Source organism: Legionella worsleiensis (genome assembly GCF_001467535.1).
GTDB lineage: Bacteria > Pseudomonadota > Gammaproteobacteria > Legionellales > Legionellaceae > Legionella > Legionella worsleiensis.
In genome coordinates, this window is sequence record NZ_LNZC01000004.1 from 69,314 (window position 1) to 83,995 (window position 14,682).

Here is a 14,682-nt window from a genome sequence, read left to right on the forward strand (position 1 = left end):
CAAACACACTACCTGGAGAACTGATGTCCATTCGAATTATTGTTAACGGAGCACAGGGTAAAATGGGTTCCCTTGCCTGTGAAACCTTGGCGAATCACCCTGATTTTGAACTGGTAGCCCAGCTGACCAAACAGGACAACCTGGCTGAGGCGATAACCAAAAACAGTGCTCAGATTGTAGTTGACCTAACTCGGGCAGATTGCGTTTACAATAATACGCAGACGATTATCCAAAATGGTGCTTGCCCTGTCATAGGAACATCAGGACTCATTACAGAACAAATTCATGAATTAACAAACGCATGTGAATCTCGTCAGCTTGGTGGAATTATTGTTCCCAATTTTTCTATTGGTGCCGTACTCATGATGTCTTTTGCAGCCAAAGCGTCTGAGTACTTGTCTGAAGTAGAAATCATTGAAACCCATCACCAAAACAAGCTGGATGCCCCATCTGGAACGGCTTTAAAAACAGCAGAAATGATAGCCTCAGCACGCAAAAATAAAAAAAATACACTGGTACTAAAAGAACTGATTCCGGGTGCTCGCGGGGGCACTTATCAGGACATTAATATACACTCCTTACGCCTGCCAGGGGTGCTCGCACGTCAGGAAGTACTCTTTGGAAACCTTGGCGAAACGCTGTCCATAACCCATGACAGTATCGATCGTCGCTGTTTTATGCCTGGGGTAATTCTTGCCTGTCAAAAAGTACTGGGATTAAACACGCTGATTTATGGACTGGAACATGTGTTGTAATTTCTAGCCTCGCTCATCCAGGCCAGCTTCTTTATCTATAAAGAAGCTACTACCTGACATGTGCTCCAATTACGCTAAACGAAGACTACAGGACAAATTGGGTATCATTTGTTTCAATAGACCGTTGAGATGAGCCAATAGCGCCTATTCAGACGATACATACAGCGAGTTAACAGGCGACAACACTACTGTTGGCTCGTTTTGATTCTTCAAACAGTCTTGACCATTCATCCACCGTTGTATTCGCAAGAAAATCAAGAGACTCATTATGTACCTCAAATACTGAAGTCACTATGCTTCTTATCCTGCCGTATATTGAGATCGTATAGATTGTACGTGTATCATCAGATACAGGCCTGTTAAATACTTCCAAAAATATTTTTTCCATCCGTAATATATTATTATCACCCGCATTTTTATCCTGAATCAAGCCAATTATTTTCGCGATTCCCGCAGGTAATTGAGAAGATGTATCAAATATGCTAAATCCCCATTCTTTACGTTTTTTTATAAAACGACTTCTTTCGCTAATTAATGAACTCAGAGCATCATACAATCGATTACACATACCCTCACCTAATTGTCTGGCTGTTAATTTACATTGCAATTCATTTTTAGTGATAAAAGAGTACTTCAGATATTTACTGATATGCTTCACCTCATTTCCGGTAGCCATCAAATCATCATAATCCACGCCTTTTTCAGTACCCAAGCGAAGATTAATTGCGGTAATAATATCAGCAGGTAAATACATATCAGGAGTTTTGATGCCGTCAGCGCCAGGCGCATTTTGACCAGCGTGCTCGTGCTGATGTCGTGTCATATAAATATCGACAAAAATATTAATAAAATTAATGCGATCTGCGTGAGTGAGTGGCGCATCAAATTTAGGCCATGCTCCATAGCGTTCCTTGTATAAAATCATGGCATCGGTATGCATCAACTCAACCGCTTTTCTATCCTTGCCACTAACACAAGAGCCATAGCTATGGCCATTTAGTGTGAGGATAATGACTTGTTCTAAAGAAGCTAAAAACAATTCTCGGCCTTTGTAATCCCAAACAGTTGCGGAACCAATGGGCGATTCAAGCACACGCTGGTACTCGTTTAAAAGATCCGTCAGCTCAGGAGTTTGAACCTCTAAATCGCGAACTGTAGACAACATGGTCAGACTATCAGCATCATCAGAGGCTGTATAATACAAATAACGGGCGTAATTAAAAGGATGATTGTGCTGTAAAATGACAGGCGCTTTTTTACTTCTTTGCACTGTAGACCGTGCGAGTTTGAATAATTCGAGATCGGGTGTGACTGACAAGGTATGCCGAAGTATAGAGGGGATATAGTCTGTGACATACAAGGGACTAATCAGAGTCTGTAATAAACACAATTGATTAGGTTTGGCATCCTTCATCACCATGGAAAAATTTGAATCACAATGCCTGCGTTTGACCGATAAAGGTGATTTTAAAGTATCGCGACTGCCTATATGAGCTGATCTAAACCGTTTTCCATACAGCTCTTTTACCGCTAAGGACTCATCTTCCTGAACCTCATTGGGCATTATTTTGAAAAGGCGATGAGCTGCAAAATTTGCTGGAGCGGGCAAGGTTCGGTGCCTACTGGATAAAAAGGATACCACTTCCTCTACAGGTGCATCACATCGCAAGGCATGTGCCAGAAAACTTTGCTGTACCGTGGATAATGACCAATACCATAAAGGGAGTTTAGGCAGTTTATCAAGAGAATCCAAAAAGGCAGGACTGATCTCTTGCTTCGATACAAAGTCCTTCAAAAGTATTAGGTTAGCATCAATGCACCACGGTTCAGCTGCAAGTACGTTTAGTACGGCTTTCTGAGCTTTAGAAAATTGAGATAAATTATCAATGTCTCTTAATTCAAGAATAATATCTCGTGATGTGCTTTTTAACTCATCCCATAAGCGAATAAACTTATAAATGTCGCTTGTGATTGAGGCAACATTAGGTGGACTAATCTCTAAATTAACGAAATACTCTTTTTGAAATTCTTGAAGGCTCCTAAACCAAACAGGTGTTTTGGGATAAGCCGTGAATCTTATCGCATTTAATTCGGTAATGAGTTCATCAGAACAAGGAGGCAGTGACTCGTCATACTGTAAAATATAGTCCATACCCCGTTCTGTTTGCATGGGCATTAACGTAGCCAAATCATATCGCCCCCTACTCATTAACACATACTGCTCGGCATCATTCAAACAATCAACAGCCTCATTGAACTCCTTGCCTTCTGACCATTTCCAGCATACAGAAATAATTTGAACCAATCTGGCGGTGAAATTTACCAGCTCGGTTTGTAAATGTTCCACAGAGTCTGTGGCCAGATTACAGGACGCTTTCACTTCCAGCACAAAATTTTTCAGTGTTTCAGCAGTTATAGAGGTAAATCGGGAATCCAGGGGGTATGCGTCCAGCATGAATAAAAATGCATCATGAAGACTGTCTATGCGTCTTTGATAACTTCGGCGGTAATTGGGTTTGTCTTGAAAATATTCGATGCGATAATCGGGTATGAGCTTAACCAGTGTGCGAGATAATTCTGGTGATATTTCAGTACCTTCCAAAAGACGTAAAATTATACCTTTTCCCATAGCTTATTCCCTTACTGCTTTTTTATTTTTATTATTGTACAAATAATTTTACGAAACAATCATTTGTGCCGTCATTAAAATTATTTTCTCAGATAAGATATCAGGAAGTTGAGTACCTTAATAGTTTTACTTCATGCTAAACTGTATTTTTTGGATAAATAATAAAAGGATGTCTATGAAAAGTATAGAGGATTTCGTGGGATTTTCTGAGTCAAATATTGGCGATGCGTTCCAAAATGCGCTAAACAACGCTGGAAATCCTGTCCATTGTGCAGTAGTGGAAACTCTGTGCTTTCAGAAAAGTAAAACCAGACGATACTATAGGGTTATTTTAAAAACAATGACTGAAAAATCAATGTAACACGGTATTGTTAAATAACTGGCATCAGCGATGAATCAGATACTTCATGAGCCGTTTGTGCAAGACGACGTCAATCGTATTTTAAACACCATAACGCCCATAACACATTAAAAAAGGAGTTTAACCATGGGATATAACGTACCCCATTTTATAGGTGGTCAACTGATCACTGAGTCCAACACAGAAGCTCATCCTGTATTCAATCCAGCCCTAGGTGAAACGATTGGTCAGGTACATTTTGCATCCAAATCGCTTTGCGATAAAGCGGTAACAACAGCAAAAGAGGCAGGAATTGAGTGGGCTGAAACTCCTGCAATCAAAAGAGCGCGCATCCTGTTTAAATTCAGAGATCTATTAGAAAAACATCAAACGGATCTGGCTCGCATTGTGACTCGAGAACATGGCAAAACGCTGGAAGATGCCAAGGGTTCCGTAGCTCGCGGTATCGAGGTAGTTGAATTTCATTGCGGGCTGGTAAACCAACTGAAAGGCGATTTTTCTGCTGATGTTGCAAGCCAAATTGACTGTCATACCTTCAGGCAACCATTAGGTGTGTGCGCAGGAGTATCCCCCTTTAATTTTCCAGTTATGGTACCGATTTGGATGATGATCCCCGCCATAGCCTGCGGCAATACCTTTATTTTAAAACCCTCAGAACAAGATCCCTCGGCTCCAATACGATTAATGGAATTATTAAACGATGCAGGTTTACCACCAGGTGTCGTAAATTGCCTGCAAGGTAATAAAGCAACCGTTGAACACTTACTGGCTCATCCTGATATTGCCGCATTCACAGCGGTAGCCTCCACACCCGTTGCTCAGTCTATTTATACTACGGCTACCGCCTATGGAAAAAGAGCCCATACCTTTGGTGGTGCCAAAAACCACTGTGTTGTCATGCCGGATGCCGATTTAGACCAGGCAGCCAGTGCCATTATCGGAGCTGCGTATGGATCTGCTGGTGAACGATGCATGGCCTTATCGGTAGCCGTAGTTGTGGGCGATGAAACTGCTGATGCGTTAATTGCCAAAATGGCGCCGCAAATTCGTGCGATGAAAATTGATGCTGGCGATGTAATAGGTGCCGACATGGGGCCATTAATCAGCCATGCGCATCAACAACGAGTATTAGCAGCTGTAGACAAAGGAGTGAATGAAGGAGCTCAACTGATTATCGATGGCCGTTCGTATAAGCATCCCCAGTACCCACAAGGTTTTTTTGTTGGACCCTGTCTTTTTGATAAGGTAAAGGAACACATGACCGTATATCAAAATGAAATTTTTGGTCCTGTCCTTGCGGTTGTTCGAGTCAATCATTTTGCAGAAGCACTGGCTCTGGTTAACAGACATCAATACGGTAATGGCACTGCCATATTTACCCGTGATGGATTTACCGCTCGTGAATACAGCCAAAAAGTTCAGGCCGGTATGGTAGGCGTGAACATACCGATTCCTGTACCTATTGCCAATCACCCCTTTGGTGGATGGAAACGTTCTTCTTTTGGCGATACCAACATGCATGGCGCAGAAAGCATTCACTTTTATACTCGCCGCAAAACAATAACCAGTAAATGGCCCGTAACTCAATCCAAGGAAAGTGCATTTACCATGCCTACCCATTAACAAAACCAAATCAACGGAACATTATCAATCGTTACGGAGTAATCAATGACTAGAATAGGCTTTATAGGGTTGGGACATATGGGTTTGCCCATGGCGATTAATCTGATCAAGGCAGGATATCATGTTACCGGATATGATCTGCAAGAATCGGCCTTAGCACAATTTTCCCAAGCAGGTGGTACCAAAGCGCTCACGCAGCAAGAAGTAGCACGTAATCAGGATGTGCTTATTACCATGCTGCAAACAGGTGAACAGGTATTAAAGGTCTGCAAGGGAGGAAATGGATTATTCAGCCATGCCAATTCGAATGCATTATTCATTGATTGCTCTACTATAGATGTCCATTCTTCTCGTGAGTTTCATCAGCTGGCCAGGGAGCATGGTCTACGCTCTGTGGATGCTCCAGTTTCAGGAGGTGTTGCCGGGGCAGCGGCCGGCACACTGACCTTTATGGTAGGTGGTGAAGTTGATGTTTTTCATGCCGCACAACCCATTCTTGCCCATATGGGACAAAAAATAATTCATACTGGCAACTCGGGTAGTGGCCAGGCTGCGAAAATATGCAATAACATGATTCTCGGTATTTCCATGGTTGCCGTTTCCGAAGCTTTTGTTTTGGCAGAACAACTGGGGCTGTCTGCGGAAAAACTCTTTGAAGTAGTCAGTAACTCATCAGGACAATGCTGGGCTATGAGCAAATACATTCCGGTTCCCGGGGTTTTGGATAACGTTCCAGCCAATAACGAATACAAACCCGGATTTGCAGCGGCCATGATGCTAAAAGATTTAAAATTAAGTCAGGAAACGGCACGTGCTGCACACGTTACAACTCCTTTGGGAGCTCATGTTACCCAACTCTATCAACACTTCATTAATCAAGGGCTTGGAGATACTGATTTTTCTGCAATCATTAAACTGATTGCTCAAGGCGTTGAGGTGTAACATGAAGTCCATTTCTTTAGCACACCCTAAATTGACCGACACTTTAGACGCATTAACGGAATTTTGGTCTGAAATCGCAAGCCAAACTCTTGACTGGATACAACCCTGGGATAGCATCCTTAACGGGGGATTTAAAGAAGGCTACATCAACTGGTTCAACGGTGGCCAATTAAACGTCAGTGCAAACTGCCTTGACCGGCATCTGGCGCAAAAAGCCAATCAAACCGCCATTATCTGGGAAGGAGATACGGAAGAAGAGCATCAAACGCTCACCTTCGCCCAATTGCATGCAGAAGTCTGTCGAATGAGTAATGTTCTTAAGCATTTGTACATAAAAAAAGGGGATAAAGTAGCGATATATTTACCCATGATACCTGAAGCGGCAATTGCCATGCTGGCTTGTGCTCGTATTGGTGCAGTTCATACGGTAGTTTTTGCCGGTTTTTCAGCGCATGCGCTAAGACAACGTTTAATCGCCTCCGAGTGTTCCTTATTAATTACCGCAGACCATTTTAACCGTGGCGGGAAAGAGATTAATCTAAAAGAGCAGGCAGATGAAGCCTGCGCCAACCTGAACTTAAACCAATTAATCATCAAGAAGGACAATACATCAACATCATCACAAGCCAGCAACTGTTATTGGTGGCATGAGCTCAGGCAACAGGTATCGGCTCAATGTGAGCCCGAACCTATGAATGCTGAAGATCCTCTTTTTATTTTGTATACCTCAGGAAGTACAGGACAACCCAAAGGCGTTGTTCATACCACAGGAGGATATTTGGTTCAGGCAGCATACACACATCAACTACTGTTTAATTGTCAAAACAATGAAGTATTTTGGTGTACTGCGGATGTTGGTTGGATTACTGGCCATAGTTATGTCGTTTATGCCCCCCTGTGTAATGGCATTACTACCCTGATGTACGAAGGGATACCGACATGGCCTAATCCAGCAAGAAATTGGCAAATCATCGACAAACACAAGGTTAATGTCTTTTATACAGCCCCCACGGCCATCAGGTCATTAATGCGGGCCGGGGATCAGTGGTTGGAATCAAGCTCTCGAGCATCTCTGCGCCTCATAGGCACGGTTGGCGAGCCTATTAATCCAGAAGCCTGGAACTGGTACCATCAAAAAGTAGGCCAGGGAAGATGTCCGGTTGTGGATACCTGGTGGCAAACAGAAACTGGAGCCATCATGATTAGTCCACGATTCGATGATTCAACGATTAAACCCGGATCAGCCCGTCAGCCAGTACCGGGAATTATTCCCGTATTGCTCGATAATCAAGGTGATGAAGTTCAGGGAGCAGGTGAAGGCTCACTGGCAATAAAATATCCATGGCCCTCAATTGCGCGCACCATAGCTGGAGATCATCAACGCTATTGTGCCACCTATTTTATGAATGGCTATTACATAACCGGTGATGGTGCAAAAAGAGATAAAGATGGTGATTATTGGATTACCGGCCGTATCGATGATGTTTTAAATATTTCCGGGCACAGACTAGGTACTGCAGAAATTGAAAGCGCTCTTGTCAGCCACCCCAGTGTAGCTGAGGCTGGCGTGGTCGGTATTCCTCATGAAATAAAAGGTCAGGGGATTTTTGCTTTTGTTATTTTAAAACAGGGGTATGTTGGTGATGAGCAACTAAAAAAAGTTTTAGTCGAGCAAGTAAAAGAGGAAATTAGCGCTATAGCAAAACCGGATGTAATCTATTTTGCCAGCGATTTGCCCAAAACCCGCTCAGGCAAAATAATGCGCCGAATTTTACGCAAAATAGCCTGTCATGAAGTAGACAATATTTCCCAACTAGGCGATTTATCCACCCTGGCCAACCCCCATGTTGTCGAGGAATTAATGAACGACATTATCGGATAATAAAGACTTACCATGCAACTACCCCATAACTCAGGAGCATTTGCATGGTAAGGATAAACCCCAATTAATCCAGCATCAACCAGGAATTTAATACGGCAACCAAAGCATCAATACCGTCTTTTTTAAGCGATGAAAAAGACTGAACAGAAATCAAATGTTCAGCTAATTCATAATGCTTGCGTACTTTAAGCACCGTATTTTTTACTTCGCTACGGCTTAATTTATCGGATTTAGTGAGTAAAATATGAACGGGAAGTTCTCGGTTCAACGCCCAATCTATCATCATTTGATCCAAATCTTTTAGTGGATGACGCACATCCATTAAAAGAATCAGCCCTTTAAGACTCTCTCTGACCTCAAGATAGTGTGCCAGATTTTTCTGCCACTCCTGTTTGATTTGCAAAGCTACTTTTGCGTAGCCGTATCCAGGTAAATCAACCAAGCGGCGTTGCTCATCCAGAGAAAATAAATTGATTAATTGAGTACGTCCGGGTGTCTTACTGGTTCTGGCAAGACTTTTTATACCGGTTAAACAATTAAGGGCACTGGATTTACCCGCATTGGATCGGCCAGCAAAAGCGACTTCGTAACCAATATCTTCAGGTAACTGATCAACACGGGCTGCACTTTTTAGAAATACTGCTTTAGAATATAAATTTACTAACATGGATTATAATTTCATTTTGGGATTTTGACCCAAGCAGTGTACCATTAAATTATCCATTATTTATGAGACAACGATGAAAAAATTGGCACTTACTCTCATCTTGTGCTTTCCATTGGTTCTGCACGCACAGGAAAATCTCCAGGACGTGCAAAATAAAGCCCAGATTTGTGCTGCCTGTCATGGACCTCAAGGCATCAGTTCCGCAGCTGAGTGGCCTAATCTCGCTGGACAACATCAGCACTATTTGGTGAAACAATTAAAAGACATTCAACAAGGAACACAGCGTGTTGCTCCTACCATGATTGCCATGGTTGCCAATCTTAGTGAACAAGACATGAATGACCTGGCGTCATTCTATGCTAAAATGCCACGTGCCCAAGGCTCTACTCCGAAAAAATACCTGCGCCGTGGCGAACAAATTTACCGAGGTGGAGATTTTAGTAAACACATTACCGCATGCATTGCCTGCCACGGTCCTAATGGTACAGGTAATGCTCAGGCTGGTTTTCCCGTCCTTGCAGGTCAAAAAGCAACATATACCGTACTGCAATTACAGGCATTCAAAGACGGTAAACGAAGCAATGATCTAAACCATATCATGCGAGACATCAGTGGCAGAATGAGCCAGGATGATATGGAAGCGGTAGCCCACTACATTGAAGGTTTATATTAAGGAACAAAACATGTTAAAAAAACTAGTTTGTATTGTATTGTTATTACCTGTCATAGCATTTGCCGCAGAGTTTATCGAGGGTAAAGACTATCAAGTGGTCAGCACCCCTCAGCAAACAATAAACAAAGGCAAGATCCCCGTAATCACTGAATTTTTCAGTTATGGTTGTCCCTGGTGTTATAAAATTGACCCATCCGTAAATCAATGGGCCGGAAAAATGAAAAATCAGGTACAATTCGAACGCATTCCTGTTGTATTTAAACCGGACTGGGAGCTTTATGCCAAGGCATACTACACCGCAAAAACCCTGGCATTGGCGGATAAATTAAGCCCACAATTATTTAAGGCCATTCTGGAGGATAAAAAACCTTTGGCATCAAAACAAACCATGATAGATTTTTTTACAGCACACGGTGTTGACCGAGAAATTGCCAAAAGTGCTTTTGAAAACTCCCCTACTATTGACATGCGAGTTCAAGACGGCATGAGCTTAATGGCCAGCTATCAGGTTAATGCGGTGCCCGCATTTGTCATAAACAATAAATACAAAACTGATTTGCAAATGGCCGGTAGTCAGGAGCGTTTATTCCAGATATTGGATTATCTGGTACGAAAATCAGCGTAGTCCACTCGTTAAAGACCTGCTCGTTGTTTCCCTTAAGCTGGACACAGAACAAGGGAAACAAACAGGGTGATAAACTTTGGGTTTTAAGCAAATTACAAACCCTTACCCGGATTTTCCAAACTTAAAATTCCTGTATTAAAATCATAGGCGAATATTTCTGCATAACGCCCCCAGTCAATCATTGTTCGCAAAACTCTATCGGCTTCTTTTTCACTCAAATAATCTTCTAACTTACTTAAAAAACGTTCTTCAGAAACTCTATGCCCAACTTTTTCATCTAAAATTCGGCGAATGTAACGAGCAAGAGGAACTTTTTCCAATAACCGTTGGGCAAATAACTGCTTTCGCTCCTGTAAATCAGCTTCAGAAAACTGTTTTCCCAAATCACTAAGTTGAATGTCGCCTGCGGAGACCTTCGCAAAACCGAGTATTTCCAATGTTTCAAGAATGGGGAACAAGTCATCAATATTCATCATGAGTTCATCAGCAAGTTCTGGTAAGTCTATGCGCTCTTCAAATGATTTCATGGTTTCAATCAAGCCTGACAATTCTGAAGGCTCAACATCGGGTAACCGGTATCCCAAACCAATTTGTCGCTCTCTTTGCGCACGCTTGGCTTTTTCTTTAGGCCCGGTAGTCATCAACGTATAAATCTTGTCTACCAATGCACGAAACTCTGCTGTTTCTGGATCTCGGGGCTGAGGAAGAGTCACTGGTAATTCTGCACGAATATATCCGGGGTCATTGCCAAAAATAACAATTCGGTCAGCCAGGGTGGCTGCTTCTTCAATATTATGCGTGACCAGTAGAATCCCATTGGTATTGGTTTTCTTTTCTTTCCACAATTCCAGCAAATCAGATTTTAAATTTTCTGCGGTTAATACATCAAGCGCTGAAAACGGTTCATCCATTAACAATACATCGGGATTAATCACCAAGGCGCGAGCAAAACCAACTCGTTGTCGCATACCACCCGATAATTCTTTGGGAAATGCCGATTCAAACCCGTCAAGACCGATAATATCAATAGCTTCAATGGCTCTATGCCTGCGTTCATCACGGCTAACGCCCTGTGCTTCAAGTCCAAGCTCCACATTTTCCAGAACAGTAAGCCAAGGCATCAGCGCAAAGGATTGAAACACCATGGCAATACCTTCCACAGGTCTGGTGACTGCTTTGCCTCTGTAAGTAACAGAGCCACTCGAGGGCGCAACCAAACCGGCTATAATCCGTAATAAAGTCGATTTTCCAGAGCCGGATTTCCCAAGCAAGGCGACTATTTCACCTTCCTGTAATTTAAAATTAACGTCCTCAAGAACCAACAAATCTTGAGATGACGCCTTTTTAAACGACTTTCTCAGATTTTCTATAGCAATAATGGTTTCAGACATAAGTGCCTCAATTAAAATTAAAACGTTCTTCTGCTAATCGATACAATGGACGCCAGATAAGATGATTAAACGCCAGAACATAAAGGCACATCATAGTGGTTCCCAACGCAATTTTTGGAAAATCACCTGCTGTAGTACTGGCTTGTATGTATTCCCCCAACCCAGTCGCTTGCAAGGTGACATTTCCCCAACTAACCCATTCCGCAACAATACTCGCATTCCAGGCACCGCCTGCGGCGGTTATGGCGCCCGTAATATAAAAGGGGAAAATGCCAGGTAAAGCCAGACGCTTCCACCAGTTCCATCCTTTCAAACCAAAATTATCTGCAGCAAGATACAAATCTCTGGGAATACTCGATGCTCCAGCAATGACGTTAAACAAGATATACCACTGCGTACCAAGAATCATGAGAGGGGTAACCCATATTTCGACACTTAAATGAAATTCAACTATAGCGATAACAAAAAGGGGATAAAATAAATTAGCCGGAAAGGCGGCTACAAACTGGATTACAGGTTGAATCTTCTGCGCAAGTCTGGGTCTTAGGCCTATCCAAACACCAACCGGTATCCAGATTAACGAACTGATGATAATGAGTACGATAACTCGTGTACCAGTTGCTGCTCCAAGTAAGAACACATGCAAAATATCACTGACTTTCAGCTCAGCAAGAATAAATTGCAGCAATAACCAACTGCCGCTGACTATAGAGAGAATAACCAATGTACCCCATAATCTATCCATACGCTTTTGTCGTTTAAAATCAATTTCTCTTACTGCTTTAGGTTCACCAAGACGAAGCCACCGAGCATTGACAAAGGCGCCGACAACTATCCCAATCCCCTTAGTAAACCGCTTCATCAGTCGACTGCTGCGAATCAAATCAATAAGCCAGGACTGATATTCGGATTCATCGGGTGATTGCTCTACTTTAAATTTTTCTGACCAGGCAATTAAAGGCCTGAATAAAATTTGATCGTACAAGAAAATAACGATCATCATGGTCACAATGGCATAACCCACCGCATGCAGATCTTTTTGCGCTATAGCTAATGCGATATAAGACCCAACTCCGGGTAAGCGAATGTTTTGATGAGCGACAGAAATGGCTTCGGATAAAACCACAAAAAACCAACTTGCCGACATGGAAATCATCATATTCCATAACAGTCCCGACATGGAAAAAGGCACTTCCACTTTCCAGAACCGCTGCCATGCTGAAAGTCGAAACATAGCGGAAACTTCTTTTAAATCATGGGGTAATGTTTTCAAAGATTGATAGAAGCCAAAGGTCATATTCCATACCTGAGCACAAAATATCGCAAAAATAGAGGCGCACTCTGGGCCTAATAAACTATTAGGAAACAGATGAATAAAACCTGTAACGGTAATGGATAAAAAACTCAGCACCGGGATGGATTGTAAAATATCAATGGCAGGAATAATAATCTGCTCAGCCCGACGATTTTTGGCGGCCAGAGCACCAACAACAAACGTGAAAACTATGGAAAAAATCAAAGCGATAAACAATCGTAATACGGTACGCAAGGCGTAAAAAGGAAGATTAGCCGGAGCCAGAGAAATGGGGATCTGATCGCCCAACTGATAGGGCGTTGCCATTTGCGACCCGGCCCAACCCAAAAAAAACAACACGGAAAAAATTAAAACAAGTAACAGCAAATCCCAGCGATTGATTAATCGACCAACTGAATCAGGATTAGCGGAATAAAAACGGCTGTTACGTACCATGGTTGTATGTACCTTAATTTGAGACAGGGCTTAGGCAAGTATTTTGTAGTCAGTAAATCAATGAATCCACATTGAATAAAATACCATAAAATAGGTTTAATCTGTATAGATTAAACGCGTTATCACAATGAATTGGTTTATTTTTGAACTAATATGGAACTTTATTGACTTCCCAGTGTCTAATAAGTGAGTATTCTCCCCCGAATGCTCCTCCCCGCTTTCCCTCTTTATGCGGGGCTGTAAACGAGTTTATGAAACTCGGTTACATAATGTTCCCCGGTACTTTAACCGGGGTTTTTTTTATATTAGACTCAAGTTTTATAATTCAAAACAGTTTCTGGCTTAGTGTTACACACTTAGGATATGAGCGCATTGAGATGAAGCATCCATGAATAAAGTATTCACTATGACAACAGGCCTATTCCTGTTTTTGGCAACCCAAATAGGGATTACCGCACCAGACAAAGCTCAATTGGCCGTTTGGGCTAATGAAGCCATTGTTGCAACCTACACTTTTGACTCCAAAAATTTCCTGCAACAGCAAAGAGAAATTGCCAAATACTTTACTTCTGATGGTTGGATTGCCTACACCAAGGCACTAGACGATTCCAAATTACCGGAAGCGGTACAAAAAAACGCCTACGAAGTCACTGCAGTTGCAACGCAACCACCTATAGTAACTCCGGTTAATCCAACTCATTGGCAAGCAACCATGACCGTTCTTGTGGTTTATAAAAATCCACAATACCAACAGCAACAAAACCTAAAAGTCATCTTAAATTTCATGCAGGCACCCTCAGGTCAAGGAGTACGAGGATTGGCAGTCACCAGCCTCCAATCCAGCATTATTGAGCCTCCATGCGAGTGTAAAATCCCGCAAACCGAAAACGCTATCCCAGTAGCCGATAAATAATGAAACCCAAATGAAAAGCAATCAAGACACCTAGTAGCACTAAAATGAAATTTAATTTCACCGGAATAGTGACATCCAAAGCAGACTGCTCTGGTTTATTGGGATTATAATACACGTCAATTTCTGAATTTTCTTTAAAAGCCAAAGCTGCTTTGTAAGCAATGCGTCGAGAATAACTGGAATTAGGATTATTGTGCGAGGTATCCAGGAACAGATACTCTCCTGTCAGCTCCCTGTCCTGAACCTGATAGAGGTATTCAATTTTAGGCCAGAGGCTATGACCAACTCTGGTCCATTCACAGCGAGTAATATGGCCTTTAACTTGTAACCAGGATCGTGATTGCACCAGTGCCGATCGATTACGCCAAAAATGGATGAAGAACACTGAAAGAATAATTAACCAACCAACATCCAGCACCCATCTCCCAGAGTTAAGCCAATTCATTATGAAAATCCCTTAAATATAAAGTA

13 protein-coding genes are annotated in these 14,682 nt (G+C 42.2%); 8 read left to right on the plus strand and 5 right to left on the minus strand.

What is annotated here, in order from left to right; all coding sequences use genetic code 11:
- The first annotated feature begins 23 nt into the window (after positions 1-23).
- Positions 24-755, plus strand: a complete 732-nt coding sequence (gene dapB, locus Lwor_RS02890) for a 4-hydroxy-tetrahydrodipicolinate reductase (protein ID WP_058492399.1) — start codon at positions 24-26, stop codon at positions 753-755.
- A gap of 169 nt (positions 756-924) precedes the next feature.
- Here dapB and Lwor_RS02895 read toward each other — a convergent pair whose 3' ends face one another.
- Positions 925-3,384 (minus strand): hypothetical protein, encoded by a 2,460-nt coding sequence (locus tag Lwor_RS02895; protein WP_058492400.1) that lies wholly within the window; start codon positions 3,382-3,384, stop codon positions 925-927.
- A 175-nt stretch (positions 3,385-3,559) separates the two neighbouring features.
- Here Lwor_RS02895 and Lwor_RS02900 point away from each other — a divergent pair, with 175 nt between their 5' ends.
- The 4 genes from Lwor_RS02900 (at position 3,560) to acs (ending at position 8,192) form a co-directional block, all read left to right on the plus strand.
- Positions 3,560-3,745, plus strand: a complete 186-nt coding sequence (locus tag Lwor_RS02900) for a hypothetical protein (protein ID WP_058492401.1) — start codon at positions 3,560-3,562, stop codon at positions 3,743-3,745.
- Positions 3,746-3,871: 126 nt separating this feature from the next.
- Positions 3,872-5,368, plus strand: coding sequence for a CoA-acylating methylmalonate-semialdehyde dehydrogenase (locus Lwor_RS02905; RefSeq protein ID WP_058492402.1), 1,497 nt, complete (start codon positions 3,872-3,874; stop codon positions 5,366-5,368).
- A gap of 45 nt (positions 5,369-5,413) precedes the next feature.
- Positions 5,414-6,310, plus strand: coding sequence for a 3-hydroxyisobutyrate dehydrogenase (gene mmsB / locus Lwor_RS02910; RefSeq protein WP_058492403.1), 897 nt, complete (start codon positions 5,414-5,416; stop codon positions 6,308-6,310).
- A gap of 1 nt (position 6,311) precedes the next feature.
- On the plus strand, positions 6,312-8,192 hold the full coding sequence (gene acs, locus Lwor_RS02915) for an acetate--CoA ligase (protein WP_058492404.1): 1,881 nt from the start codon (positions 6,312-6,314) through the stop codon (positions 8,190-8,192).
- Positions 8,193-8,256: 64 nt separating this feature from the next.
- Here the strand turns inward: acs and yihA are convergent, their stop codons facing one another.
- On the minus strand, positions 8,257-8,859 hold the full coding sequence (gene yihA / locus Lwor_RS02920; RefSeq protein ID WP_058492405.1) for a ribosome biogenesis GTP-binding protein YihA/YsxC: 603 nt from the start codon (positions 8,857-8,859) through the stop codon (positions 8,257-8,259).
- A 73-nt stretch (positions 8,860-8,932) separates the two neighbouring features.
- Between yihA and Lwor_RS02925 the strand changes: the two genes are divergently transcribed.
- Both Lwor_RS02925 and Lwor_RS02930 read left to right on the plus strand, forming a co-directional pair.
- A complete protein-coding gene (locus Lwor_RS02925) occupies positions 8,933-9,532 on the plus strand; it encodes a c-type cytochrome (protein ID WP_058492406.1) in 600 nt (199 codons plus the stop codon).
- Between the two features lie 10 nt (positions 9,533-9,542).
- A complete protein-coding gene (locus tag Lwor_RS02930; protein WP_058492407.1) occupies positions 9,543-10,157 on the plus strand; it encodes a thiol:disulfide interchange protein DsbA/DsbL in 615 nt (204 codons plus the stop codon).
- A gap of 92 nt (positions 10,158-10,249) precedes the next feature.
- Here the strand turns inward: Lwor_RS02930 and Lwor_RS02935 are convergent, their stop codons facing one another.
- Positions 10,250-11,548, minus strand: coding sequence for an ABC transporter ATP-binding protein (locus tag Lwor_RS02935; RefSeq protein ID WP_058492408.1), 1,299 nt, complete (start codon positions 11,546-11,548; stop codon positions 10,250-10,252).
- Positions 11,549-11,555: 7 nt separating this feature from the next.
- Positions 11,556-13,298, minus strand: coding sequence for an ABC transporter permease (locus tag Lwor_RS02940; protein ID WP_058492409.1), 1,743 nt, complete (start codon positions 13,296-13,298; stop codon positions 11,556-11,558).
- Between the two features lie 388 nt (positions 13,299-13,686).
- On the opposite strand from Lwor_RS02940, the gene Lwor_RS02945 reads away from it, so the two are divergent.
- Positions 13,687-14,211: a DotI/IcmL family type IV secretion protein gene (locus Lwor_RS02945; protein ID WP_058492410.1), complete on the plus strand. Its 525-nt coding sequence runs from the start codon at positions 13,687-13,689 to the stop codon at positions 14,209-14,211.
- On the opposite strand, the gene Lwor_RS02950 is transcribed toward Lwor_RS02945, so the two are convergent.
- Positions 14,189-14,656: a DUF3592 domain-containing protein gene (locus tag Lwor_RS02950; RefSeq protein ID WP_058492411.1), complete on the minus strand. Its 468-nt coding sequence runs from the start codon at positions 14,654-14,656 to the stop codon at positions 14,189-14,191. The genes Lwor_RS02945 and Lwor_RS02950 overlap by 23 nt on opposite strands.
- Between the last annotated feature and the right edge of the window lie 26 nt (positions 14,657-14,682).

Excerpts from the sequence above, each read along its gene's own strand:
- dapB (WP_058492399.1), top strand. The coding sequence starts at position 24 with ATGTCCATTCGAATTATTGTTAACGGAGCACAGGGTAAAATGGGTTCC.
- Lwor_RS02895 (WP_058492400.1), bottom strand. The coding sequence starts at position 3,384 with ATGGGAAAAGGTATAATTTTACGTCTTTTGGAAGGTACTGAAATATCA.
- Lwor_RS02900 (WP_058492401.1), top strand. The coding sequence starts at position 3,560 with ATGAAAAGTATAGAGGATTTCGTGGGATTTTCTGAGTCAAATATTGGC.
- Lwor_RS02905 (WP_058492402.1), top strand. The coding sequence starts at position 3,872 with ATGGGATATAACGTACCCCATTTTATAGGTGGTCAACTGATCACTGAG.
- mmsB (WP_058492403.1), top strand. The coding sequence starts at position 5,414 with ATGACTAGAATAGGCTTTATAGGGTTGGGACATATGGGTTTGCCCATG.
- acs (WP_058492404.1), top strand. The coding sequence starts at position 6,312 with ATGAAGTCCATTTCTTTAGCACACCCTAAATTGACCGACACTTTAGAC.
- yihA (WP_058492405.1), bottom strand. The coding sequence starts at position 8,859 with ATGTTAGTAAATTTATATTCTAAAGCAGTATTTCTAAAAAGTGCAGCC.
- Lwor_RS02925 (WP_058492406.1), top strand. The coding sequence starts at position 8,933 with ATGAAAAAATTGGCACTTACTCTCATCTTGTGCTTTCCATTGGTTCTG.
- Lwor_RS02930 (WP_058492407.1), top strand. The coding sequence starts at position 9,543 with ATGTTAAAAAAACTAGTTTGTATTGTATTGTTATTACCTGTCATAGCA.
- Lwor_RS02935 (WP_058492408.1), bottom strand. The coding sequence starts at position 11,548 with ATGTCTGAAACCATTATTGCTATAGAAAATCTGAGAAAGTCGTTTAAA.
- Lwor_RS02940 (WP_058492409.1), bottom strand. The coding sequence starts at position 13,298 with ATGGTACGTAACAGCCGTTTTTATTCCGCTAATCCTGATTCAGTTGGT.
- Lwor_RS02945 (WP_058492410.1), top strand. The coding sequence starts at position 13,687 with ATGAATAAAGTATTCACTATGACAACAGGCCTATTCCTGTTTTTGGCA.
- Lwor_RS02950 (WP_058492411.1), bottom strand. The coding sequence starts at position 14,656 with ATGAATTGGCTTAACTCTGGGAGATGGGTGCTGGATGTTGGTTGGTTA.